Annotated in this window: 9 protein-coding genes and 1 pseudogene; 4 read left to right on the forward strand and 6 right to left on the reverse strand. The window is 31.2% G+C overall.

Going from position 1 to position 11,628, the window contains the following annotated elements:
• Positions 1 to 235 precede the first annotated feature (235 nt).
• From ABNX05_RS25715 to ABNX05_RS25730, 4 genes are all read right to left on the reverse strand, one after another.
• A complete protein-coding gene (locus ABNX05_RS25715) occupies positions 236 to 985 on the reverse strand; it encodes a hypothetical protein (protein ID WP_349662286.1) in 750 nt (249 codons plus the stop codon).
• A gap of 134 nt (positions 986 to 1,119) precedes the next feature.
• On the reverse strand, positions 1,120 to 2,238 hold the full coding sequence (locus ABNX05_RS25720; protein WP_349662287.1) for an AAA family ATPase: 1,119 nt from the start codon (positions 2,236 to 2,238) through the stop codon (positions 1,120 to 1,122).
• Between the two features lie 2 nt (positions 2,239 to 2,240).
• Positions 2,241 to 3,257 (reverse strand): DUF262 domain-containing protein, encoded by a 1,017-nt coding sequence (locus tag ABNX05_RS25725; RefSeq protein WP_349662288.1) that lies wholly within the window; start codon positions 3,255 to 3,257, stop codon positions 2,241 to 2,243.
• 1,666 nt (positions 3,258 to 4,923) lie between these two features.
• Entirely contained in the window at positions 4,924 to 6,471 is a 1,548-nt protein-coding gene (locus ABNX05_RS25730) for a PIN-like domain-containing protein (RefSeq protein ID WP_349662289.1), read from the reverse strand.
• 171 nt (positions 6,472 to 6,642) lie between these two features.
• Here ABNX05_RS25730 and ABNX05_RS25735 point away from each other — a divergent pair.
• Positions 6,643 to 7,330 (forward strand): annotated as a pseudogene (locus tag ABNX05_RS25735) (helix-turn-helix domain-containing protein); the annotation flags it as partial.
• A 682-nt stretch (positions 7,331 to 8,012) separates the two neighbouring features.
• Here ABNX05_RS25735 and ABNX05_RS25740 read toward each other — a convergent pair.
• Together ABNX05_RS25740 and ABNX05_RS25745 are read right to left on the reverse strand one after the other, a co-directional pair.
• On the reverse strand, positions 8,013 to 8,195 hold the full coding sequence (locus ABNX05_RS25740) for a MarR family winged helix-turn-helix transcriptional regulator (protein WP_349662290.1): 183 nt from the start codon (positions 8,193 to 8,195) through the stop codon (positions 8,013 to 8,015).
• An 84-nt stretch (positions 8,196 to 8,279) separates the two neighbouring features.
• On the reverse strand, positions 8,280 to 9,251 hold the full coding sequence (locus tag ABNX05_RS25745) for a DUF8370 family protein (RefSeq protein ID WP_349662291.1): 972 nt from the start codon (positions 9,249 to 9,251) through the stop codon (positions 8,280 to 8,282).
• A 312-nt stretch (positions 9,252 to 9,563) separates the two neighbouring features.
• Between ABNX05_RS25745 and ABNX05_RS25750 the strand changes: the two genes are divergently transcribed.
• From ABNX05_RS25750 to ABNX05_RS25760, 3 genes are all read left to right on the forward strand, one after another.
• The gene (locus ABNX05_RS25750) at positions 9,564 to 10,607 is read left to right on the forward strand and encodes a phospholipase D family protein (RefSeq protein ID WP_349662292.1); all 1,044 of its coding nucleotides are present in this window, start codon (positions 9,564 to 9,566) and stop codon (positions 10,605 to 10,607) included.
• A gap of 416 nt (positions 10,608 to 11,023) precedes the next feature.
• A complete protein-coding gene (locus ABNX05_RS25755) occupies positions 11,024 to 11,251 on the forward strand; it encodes an Arm DNA-binding domain-containing protein (RefSeq protein ID WP_349662293.1) in 228 nt (75 codons plus the stop codon).
• The coding region (locus ABNX05_RS25760; protein WP_349662294.1) for an N-terminal phage integrase SAM-like domain-containing protein at positions 11,229 to 11,628 on the forward strand (400 nt) is incomplete at its 3' end. The genes ABNX05_RS25755 and ABNX05_RS25760, both read left to right, overlap by 23 nt.

The following is an 11,628-nucleotide window of genomic DNA, read 5'->3' on the forward strand; positions in this document are numbered from 1 at the left end:
CAAAATTGAACAAGAAGCGCCCTATCTTTCTCTAAAACGAATTTTTTTATAAAAAACGCAAGTTTTTCAGTGCCCTCATACAATATCGAACTCATGCTCAAACTGCTTCCTAAGAAAAACATTCGACTTAGTAGAACCACTTTTATTATCAATCAAAAGCTTAACTATGTAAAATACAATAGTATTATATAATCTCACATCACAGTTTACATATAGATAATAATAATTTATATATCTAATCTCTATGTTTACCTATGTGAGCCACTAAAATTTTGCCATCTTGAATATTATCCTTTCCCCACCCAAAATAAATTCTGTCTTGTAAATACTCAGCACTAGCTGTAATAAACTCACCCTTAAGCTTTGTATGCGGACCACATTTTACTTCTTCTAAGAAACCAGAATTATTTTCAAATTTGAAAGTAAGCTGTTTCGCTACCACTTTTGGTTTTCTCTCTGGTGATGCTTTAACAGGCAACCTATCCAACATGGATTGATCTCCTTCATGGTGATAATTCTTATAAATTAAAGGCAATTCATCGTTCAGCGCTATTAAATGCATAATTATTTCTCTATTATATTCATTACACAAAGGAACACTTAAAGTTTTTAAGCTATCTAGTACTCTCTCATGAAAGAATAAATTTTCAAAACATAGTTTTGCTCTATTGATAAACTGTTCATTATCATAACAAAGATGTAAATAATATCTATGCGCATCTTTCCATTTATTAATATTATTTATAAAAAGAGGTTTTCTTTCTAGCTCACCCAAACATAAAAGTGTAGTGTCACTGTAAGGATCATCTACTTCAATTTTACTATAAACTTCAACCGATGAATAAGGCGCCTCGTTAGAACTCTTACATACCTCTAGCATCTTTGATAACAACCATGTGGCATCATCCTTACCATCACTGTAATATACCAATTCTTCCAACGATTCACCATCAAAAATTTCTACATCATATAAATCGTCATCCATCCAAATTGATTCCCCGTGCTCAAGTATATGTTCTACAAGATCTGATAGTTCATTTAGATTATCAAGAAAAACTATTACATTATCATTGTGATTCGACTTCTCAAAAGACTTGGAAACTATATAATGGTTGAGGTTCATACGCTGTCTAACCCACTTCTTTTTATTTTTAATAACTCCCTTAAATCTTTACGATCTTGATCAAGAAAACCCTCAGGCCAAGAGGATAGTTCCCCAAAAGCATTTAAATACACTTCATCTACTTCAATACTTCTATCTTTCTGTGAAAAGAAATTAATTAATAACTTTTCAGTTTCTCTCATATTCGCTAATTGAAGTCTTGCTCCATTTACAACGTGCTCACTGTGTGTTTCAACTATAACTTGAACCCCATTACATGCTACAATACTTAGAAACGCACCTATACGAGATTGACCCAGAGGATGCAAGTGAGCTTCCGGATTCTCAATTACTAAAACTGGATCTTCCTCTGTAGAAGCAAGTAAACCAGCGACAATTATTGGAAGAACATAAGTTATACCAAATCCTGTATTAGGTGGATTATAAAAGTCTGTTCCCAATTGTCCATTTTGATATTGGAGAGATACTGTGCCCGCCTTTTCAATAGTCTCTAAACGTATTTGTGTAGAAGGAATAATAGTTTTTAACCATGCCTCAACTTGATGTGAAAATCTCTGCGATTTATCTTCTCCTAATAATTGTTCTGGCACAGGCCGATGAATTTTATCAGCATAGTAAATAGCATGGTTGGTGTATTCCCCATAAAAACCCAATTGCAAGTTTGTCTTTGGTGCCATCTCTTGCACTCTTCGTGGTCCCATTCTTTCAGCGTTGAGATAGCGAAAAGATTTTTGCAAAGGGGAGTTTTCACTATTATATACGCTCTTACCAATAAGACTTAAAGGGTCTATATCCTCATTTAAGTGATAAATAAATTCTTGGTAATCTCCTTCCTGTGACTGAATTGTAAAAGAAATATTTTCTGAACTAGGAGAACTAGAAATAACATATCTTGCTAACCCTAATTGTAGGGAATAATCATGATTTAGGCCTACAGCAAAATCATTAGTATTACTTTTACTCATATGTTCTATACTTTTTCTAGTAACTAACAATGATTGTATTACAGAGGATTTCCCAGCTCCATTTCCTCCCACCAGCATGGTTAAAGGAGCAAATGCTATATTTTTTTCGGTAAAACATTTAAAATTCTTAATTTTAATATTATCAAGCAAGATTAATTTCCTCCCAGTAAAATAAGATTAACTACATCAAAATACATCAAGACTTTATGCTTATAAGATTTCTTACTCTTAAAATAACTCTCTATATGCTCCAAATTGTTTAATGTTAATTTAAGCCGTTGTTCGTCTATCCCCTTAATATCCTCCATATTCGATAAAACCACTAACATCACAATTATAAGGTTTTTATTTCGCCGAAGATCTTTAAATACATGAGAGTCACCTAATAGAGCATATATATATTCTAACGATTTATCAAAAGCCATTACATAAGTATCAAAGTAGGAACTATCATTATTTATTTCATAAAAGTGGTCATCTAAAAAATCCCCCATAGTTCCTCTGGTAAACAATACTTCTTTATGAAAAGGATCATAAGCTCGAAAAAATGCAATAAAACGTAGTGCATATTCTTGTAATTGAAATCTATCATTTCTACTATTGATTATATTTTGGAAAAAATAATTATTGGCCATCCTATTTAATAAGTTTCTAGTTTCTTCTGTTGCTACAGTATTCCTTAATTCTTGTGCTGTTAAAGATGTACCTCCACTATTTAACCTCCTTAACACTTCAAATTGTATTTGTTTGGGTGTTCTTGCATCAATTACATTAACTTGTAATTGTGTCTGCAGTATCCGATATTTATATTTCTGTGGCAAATCTCCGAAATACATATTTCTACAATCATGTAAAATATTAAGCGTTTTCAAGTTAAAATAATCATTAATAAACTCATAAATAGTTGTTAACCTTTGTACCCCATCAATCACATGTAATTTCCATTTATTATCTTCATAAAAATAAAAAGAAGGAATAGGTATACGTAATAATAAAGACTCTATTAAAAGTGATTTTTGCTGTATTGTCCAAATAGATCTTCGGTTGAATTCTGTAGAGATATTTATTTCATCCCTAGAAATCAAATCCATAATATAATTTACTGATAACGAACGTGATTCTATTCTTATATCTTCGGGATCAAAGTAATATTCGTCCTCCCATTTCATTGCATCAATTCCTTTCTCGCACTAAATCAATTTTACAAATTGACCTTAATTACAAACATAAATATACATTATAATATTTTGTCCAATATCAACAACCAATATTCGAAATTAAATAAATCAAGATGTAGAAAAAAACTTTTGTAAAACGGAACATTATCTAGACTTAGTATAACCCTCCATTCGACAGAATGTATCGAATATTTCGTAACTTGCTTCTAAGTGCAAATCTATTTATGAAAAATCACCAAACGCTCATATATATTTGGACATTTTACCATTAACTAAAATTAGCCATTCCACAGGACAACAAAACAACGCCTATTTTGGATTATTATACCACTTATAAATTGATAGTTAGGAACTATACCAAATCTTAGGATTTAAGCTCTATTTCAATCATATTGAGATAGCACCTTCCTATTATTAGGTAACAACTAAGTTAGAAAGTAACATTTTACTTGATTGCTTCAAATAAAATCACTTATCCCATGCCGAATGTTCTCTTTATTCACTTTTAAATAGGGTAACGCTTGAAATACGCGTATGAAATTATTGCAAATACTTCAGATACCTCCATTAAACCTAGCTTTAACTTAACCGCATTTTTTCTCTCCATCTAATCTCATAATACTAACTATTAGCATCTCCTAGCATTTTTACACATCTTTGTTAGACAACATTTTATTCTACTTATGTAGCGACATAAGAAAGGACAATGATTATTCATGCTAAGTGCGAAACAATTAGCAGAACTGTTAAATGTATCGGAATTTACAATGTATCGGTTAGCTAAAAAAACTGCCTAGCTATACTATTGGTGGTCAAATCAGATTCAATTATGAAGAAGTAATGGAGTATATAAAAAAGAGATACTAAGAGATGATGACATATATAGTAGAACAAGTATCAAGAGTTCTTACCGAACGATTAAACTTGACAAGGAAACGATGAAAATGTTAGCGCTATTGAAAAAACAGCAACTAAAGGATTACATACTTTTAGGGTTTAATACGCTAACCGAAGAACAGCTCGTATTTAGTAATGAAATAAATGAATTTTTACAGCCTACGAAAACCCGTAAATGACTAGTTCGAATACAGGAGAAATATAACCTAAAGAAGATTACTACGCACGGTCTATGCCATATACACAGTTCCCTTATGAATGAAGCGGACTAAAGAAATTCAAGACCGCTTGGAGCATTCTGATATTAAAACGACGATGGATATGTATACGCACCTCACTCTAGAGAATAAATCGGAGACTGTTCAAACGTTCTATAATCACGTAAATGGATCGCTTTAAAATTAACTACAGTTTTAACTACGAGTCGTTTAAAAGCCTTAAAATTATACGAAAGAGACGAACACTGAAATCCCATTTATACCACGGGATTCCGATGTCCATGCAAACCTATATTTTCCATGAAATAGAGACGATAAGGAGTGATACCACCGTCTTTAGGGAATGCTAGATTAACTGTGTTTATAAGGGTTTTTGAGTAGTTTTAAAAAACTTTACCACGGGTTTAACTTCGAAAGTGAATTTTAGGTAAACTTTTACCCGTCTTCCATCCATTGGAAAATTAAGGCGGAGGCGGTTCAGAAGTTTGAGAGTTATTTAAGCTAAAAGAAAACAGTAGCGATATCCTACTGTCTAATCTTATTTAAAGCTCTAAACATTTAATACATTTTTCACCGTCACCATTATATTCTTCATGTCTATAAAAAGTGCTACAACTAGTACATAAAAAAAATTTACTACTATCTTGCGAACAAGCATCACAAATTTTTCTTTCTGGAAACAAATTATTATCGCCTATGTTGTTATTGCATACATTACATACATCCAAAAAATCTTTCCAAGACCAATCTGCATTAATATAAGATTCGTCTTCATAATCATCAGCATAATGTACTTTGGACTGACTCAAACTTAATTTATCTATTCGATAATCTGCTATAGTATACTCGTCTTTTTCAAAATCTAACTCTATTTCTATAGAGTACCTTCCTTTTAATTTAATAGTTACTAGAGTTGCTTCTGAGTAATCACGATTGATATATTCGATAAGATAACCAGAACACTCTATTTGAAAATCCGCTGTAACTGTAGCAAGTTCATCTTCAAATTCTATCTCAATATTATCTACACCTACATTAACGATTTCAAAGTCTTCTATATCTTCTATATTCCCAAGATGAACATGATATGCCTCACTAATTAGGAAATCTTGTATCTGTTCCCCAGATTCAAAAAGTTGATCTTTTAAAATATCCTCAGCATTAAGTTCAATATTTAGATGTAACGCAGAAATGCCATTAATAATAGAAAATTTACTTACGAATTCCCTCATAGGAATCATTAACACCTTTGATTTCCCATTAGTTTGTTCAAAAAACTCTGCTAATAGTTCTTCTCTAGGAGCTATAATCTCTGTCTTATCTTCACTTAAATGCCACCAATCTGATTTACTATCTGACGTAGTAAATATTACATTAACTTTTTCAGTCCTTGCTTTTTCAATTAAAGATTTCCATATTATCAGATCTCCGTACGGAGCTAGAGGGTCATCTTTTTTATTAATTGCTTCTTTACTAGATGTATCTTTCCCTTCGTCTTCATAACCTGGAGGTAAATTAAATTTAAATCTTCTTTGACCCTCTTCTACAATTTCTAATAACTTAAATGACGAAAGTGCTTTACCCACTTGGTTTCCTTCCTTTAAATCTTCAATAAAAGTGAGCATATCATTACTTCTTAATAAAAGAGCCATATCTTCCATCTCTTTTTTTATATCTTTCTTATATTGTTCCGCTTCATTTTCTATACTTTTCAAATGTTCTAATATCTTCCCCCTTAATTCGTTTACCTTTGGAAAATTAAATTTATTGTACTCTCTTATTAAATCGTCAAAGCTGTTTTCAAATTTTTTTGTAAACGAAGAAACATTTGTAGTTATATTTTTATATTTATTATGATTAGGTTGTAAAACTAAATTATTATTCTTTTTAAATTCTTTATAAACCTGGTTAGGTATCCATAGATAATTCTTCAAATGTTCTAAGTTTTTTAAGATTGCCTTAGCAGTTTGCGAACTATATCTGTAGTAATCCAAAAAAACACAACTATCAACAATTATTATGTATTCATCAGCTTTAATAAAATCTTTCAATTCTTCTAAATTTACAACAGAAGCCCTTCCGTCTAACAAAACCAATTCCCCCTATCTATAATTCTAATCATACCTTATTATTAAATCTTTAACTACGACTGAATGATGTTCAATGAAACTCTATGACAAAACAAAAAAGCCAAAACCCTATCATACTGAACTCGCCCCTATTGTTAGATACATCTAACAATGGAGGTACAGTTTTTTTCTATGTTTAAATATACTGCAGAAGATAAATTAAAAGCAGTTGAGCGTTATTTAAATGGAAGAGAAAGTGCTAATGAAATAGCTAAATCTTTGGAGACTGATCATAAAGCAATCCTTAAATGAGTTAAACAATATGAATACAATGGTGTGAAAGCTTTTATTCAGCCCTATACAAATTATTTAAAATGGATGTACTAAATTTTATGATTGAAAACGGTACGTCCTTAAACGAAACGGCAGCGATTTTTAAGATACCTGCCCCTTCAACAATTAGTGTTTGGAGAAAGCATTATGAAACACAAGGATTAGATGCCCTTCAATCAAAGAAAAAGGGGCGTCCATCCATGAAAAAATAATTCAATAAACAATCGATACAGGCACCAGTTGAAGGCTCTACTGAAGCACTTGAAGCACGTATTAAACAACTAAAAATGGAAAATGAGTATTTAAAAAAGTTGAATGCCTTAGTTCAAAACAAGGAAAATTCAACAAACAGGACAAAGTACAAGTAGTCTATGAGTTAAGGCAAAAATATTCGGTGAGAGCACTTGTAAAACTCGCTGGCATTCCACGAAGTACGTACTATGATTTAGTAAAACGTATTAATCGACCAGATCCAGATGCCGATTTAAAAGCAGAAATAAAGGCGATATATGAAGAACATGAAGGGCGTTATGGCTATCGCCGTATTTAACTGTAATTGCAGTAATTTCTTTGTTTATTCCTTATTCATCAGCAATCTATTTTTCGTAGTAATTACATACCATAAAATTATCTAGGTCGAGGGCATTTTAGTTTACTAGATGGCAAAAAGCTCTGATTCATATACAGTCAAAATGTTACCATTGGATACAAGTTTGAAATTTAAGACCCTTTTTTTATTTTTAATTCTATTGGTTTTTCCAAACTTACTGTCACTAAATTTCCCCATATATTTGGGGCATTCATTACTATTCTTCCTTTACATTTAGAACATAAGTAATTTATTTCAATATTATGACCTAATTTACCTTTAAAAAAAGAGTGCAATCCCTTCAATTCAAATCATTTATTTACCATATTTAAACTCCTACCACTTGACCTTCGCAATGTGTTAGGTATGCGGGAAATTGACTCGCAAATTCTTTATTCATTGCAAAAAAGAACGAATTCCTCATTGGGGAATTCGTTTCTTCCATTTTACTTTAATCTTCGTGGAATAAGTTTTAAAAATCGGAATTAGAAATCTCTTCTACCTCACACCTTAACCTTCCTACTTTCACAGGTGTATACCCCTACATCAACACAGAGATAATAAAAGTTTGCGGGACCTAAGACTAAAACTGCAACGTACTTATATGGATCTCCATTTTTAATATTTATATTATTAATTGTTAAAAATAACCATCAGCTGTTTCTGTTAATACATAAATAGTTCTATCATTTGCAGTTCTATCTTTGTCTCTTTTTACTAAATCTCTTTCTTCTAGTTTATCAACTATTCTTCTAATTTTTTGAACAGTACAATCTAATTCTTGAGCAAGTTGTCCAGGATATTGATTAGGTAATATCTTCAATGAATTATTACTTCATATTCAATTGGTAATAATAATATATTTTCTGGCTTTTCTTCAATTTCAAGAAAGGCTATTTCATAATTACTAAATAATTGATTTTAACGAATAATTCCCTAAAGACTCATTAATAATAAGGTCTATTTCCTCATCACTTAAAGCATTATTTTCATTTGATCTTTGAGTATTTTTTATTCCTTGTCTAAATCTATTTATAGCATTCAAATCATCAATTGTATAATCTATAAGGTATTCTTTTAAACCCCTACCTTGAGACTCATGCTCCCAAATATCCTTTTTGTTAAGTTGTCCTCTACTATTAGCCTTATTAATATAGAGAGTAGTTCTTTCTATCTTGGGAAAATCTTGCCTACTTCGGCTGACTATCTTTTCCCAATACTTTTCTGCATCATATAAGTACGAAGTCACTACATACCTTTTTGGTACAAGCACGACAGGAAAATCTCTCCCACCATGCCCTTTTATACTAGGCACGTATTCCGTAAATTCGTCCCATTGATGTGTATGGTGATTCCAATATTTTTTTGTTAACTCAAAATCTCTTTTTATATTATATTTCTCACTTTGTTGGACAGTATATTCAACTAATTTTTTCTTAATTAAACTTGCAATTAAATCGGACATTTTATCGCATCCAAATTTATCTATATATACATGCAAGTCTTCTATACGACCAATTAAACCTTTTGAAATTAATTCTTTAATATGAATATAGTTGAATATTTCAGCTAACTCTTCCTCACTATTGCCTGTACCTTGAGGGAACCCTTCAGTATATCCTAAAAACAATTCATTGGATTCACCAGAATATACCAAGTTACTCCTAGCTTCATCTATATTTTTTACTCCATATAAATCTAATACAGTATTGAAAAAGTCAAGAATAATACTGTCACATTCTGCTGAAAACGTATCTGTTTCAGCTTCAATACGAGTTGGGTCAATAAATAATTTATTATCCCAATCAACTCGAATATCTATAAAACTCAAATCTTTTTGTGATGAATTATTTAAACAAAAATACTTAGAAAACCTCATAATTCTACCCCCAATTTATTATAGGGCAGTAAATATATGAACTATTAGAACAAGCTCTTTTTTAGGCTTGTTCTTTTTATTTATTTATTTATTTATTTATAAACTTTATTTGTCTGTGAACGCTATACATAATATGATAAGTAAGTAAGGCACTAGTCTTCTTACACTCTGACTCCGTAAGCAACGCATTATAGAATTGTCAATTGCACCTGAAGACAACTATAACTGATAGTGCTAACGATAAAAATTGATGAAATATCAATAGGTTTATTATTAATTAAAAGGGGAAAATTTCTCATTTTCTCTTTAATCATGAAATCTAAAAAGAGGGTGTTATATCAGATGAAGCTACTCAAGAACAATCTAGAATCAGAATTGTTTAAAGTACTAAAAACGGCCAAAGAAAAACTCATTATTATCAGTCCATTTATGAATTTAAGAATTACAGGAAAATTAGTAGAGATAGTAAATAATTATTCAATTCATTGTACGGTAATCACGAGATTTGAGCGCAAAGCATTTATTGAGAATTCACATAGTTTAGACGCATTAAGAATGCTACTCTCAAATGGTGTAGAAGTTTTAGCACTACAAAATTTACATTCAAAAATTTACTTAGTGGACGACCAACAATGTTTTGCTGGCTCAGCAAATTTTACAACTAAAGGTTTAACTATTAACCATGAAATATTAATGCATTTTGACAATCAAGAAGTAGACCAATTTAACAAATATGTAAAACAATTATTGGTAGATATTAAGCAGTCCGGGGATTGGCTAATTACTCTAGCACAAATAGAGACTGAAGAACAAATTGTAAATAGTTATAAAAAACATTTTAAAGAGGATAAACGTTTAAATAATTCATGGGGAGCAGATATAAACTCACCAACTTCTCCTGATGAAAATTCATTAGTTTTGTCGGTCTCAGCCGGGGATACCGTCCATTTAATAGAAAAATATTTAGTACATGCCCACCCTTTTTTATTAAAAGGCTATATTTACAAACCAACGAATTATTTAACTTTCCGTAAGGCAAAAGGGGGCGAAATGGATACAATCTTTACCATTAATAAGACATTTTCACTCGATATGAATAACTGGGAAAAAGAAATAGAAGGTATCAATCTTACTACAACTGAAAAAGAAAACCTTATTAAATATATTTTGGGGCGCTACAGAGACTTTGAGTTTAATAAAGCTCCACAATACAAATTTTATCTATTAAGGGTTTTATGTGAACTACCCAACGCACCACATCCCCCTGCAAATAATCCTGGTGGATGGATTTATACATTAAAAGATTTAAAAGAAAGTAAAGATGTTGTATATACAATAAATAAAGCTAGAACGTAAAATTGTAACCATATTGTACATCTAACTTTTAAACCACTCAGCACGCAATTACTTTGAACTTTTTATAAGTTGCACACTTTATTCAACAAGAAATTCTCCTATTGTGCAGTTACGAACGATAGCAGAAAAAATTTGCCTTCCGTTAGTGAAGCGAATGAAAATAAGAAAAGGTAAGATAATAGCTTTATAGATATTACTGTAAATGTTTATATTGATGGACAGAAGAAATCAAAGCTAATGCATTTTAAATTTTTATTCAATATATGAAATATTAGAACAAGCTCTTTTTAGGCTTGTTCTTTCTATTTGTCTACAAACTCTAATTTGTCTTCAAACGCTATACATAATATGATATGTAAGGTACTACTCTCTGCCTTACACTCTGTCTCCGTAAGCAGTACAGAGGAGGAATTACTTTGGCGAGAAATCCCCAAATTAAAGAGTACACATTAAAAGATGGCGAAAAGCGTTTTATGTTTAAGTTTTACCTTGGTACAGATTCATTAACTGGAAAGCCTTTAACTACTACTCGACGTGGTTTTAAATCACGTAAAGAGGCACAAGATGCTATGAATCAGTTACAGCTCGAGGTAAACAGTGGCACATATAAAAAACTACAATATGAAACATCAAGATATTTATAACATGTGGGTTGAGCAGTATGAAAACAGCGTTGAAGAAAGTACATTTGTAAAAACTATCGGTATTTTTAAGAATCATATTTTACCTGCTATGGGTGCCTATAAAGTGGACAAGATTGATATTGCAACTTGTCAAAAGCATATATACCAGTGGGCTAAGAAGCTAAAGCGGTTTCGCATGGTAAAATCATATGCTGCGAAAGTTCTTGATTATGCGATTAAACATAGCTGCATTGATAAAAATCCTTTTGCATTGGTTGAGATACCTTCAACCTATTACTACACATGGTTTACGACATACACTACAAATGCTAAGATCTACATGTACAAACGCACTCACTTAAAGATGTACACTTTTGGTTCACTTTCTCGCATACTAA

The organism is Lysinibacillus zambalensis (genome assembly GCF_040183165.1).
GTDB lineage: Bacteria > Bacillota > Bacilli > Bacillales_A > Planococcaceae > Lysinibacillus > Lysinibacillus zambalensis.

Excerpts from the sequence above, each read along its gene's own strand:
- ABNX05_RS25715 (WP_349662286.1), bottom strand. The coding sequence starts at position 985 with ATGGATGACGATTTATATGATGTAGAAATTTTTGATGGTGAATCGTTG.
- ABNX05_RS25725 (WP_349662288.1), bottom strand. The coding sequence starts at position 3,257 with ATGAAATGGGAGGACGAATATTACTTTGATCCCGAAGATATAAGAATA.
- ABNX05_RS25745 (WP_349662291.1), bottom strand. The coding sequence starts at position 9,251 with ATGAGGTTTTCTAAGTATTTTTGTTTAAATAATTCATCACAAAAAGAT.
- ABNX05_RS25750 (WP_349662292.1), top strand. The coding sequence starts at position 9,564 with ATGAAATCTAAAAAGAGGGTGTTATATCAGATGAAGCTACTCAAGAAC.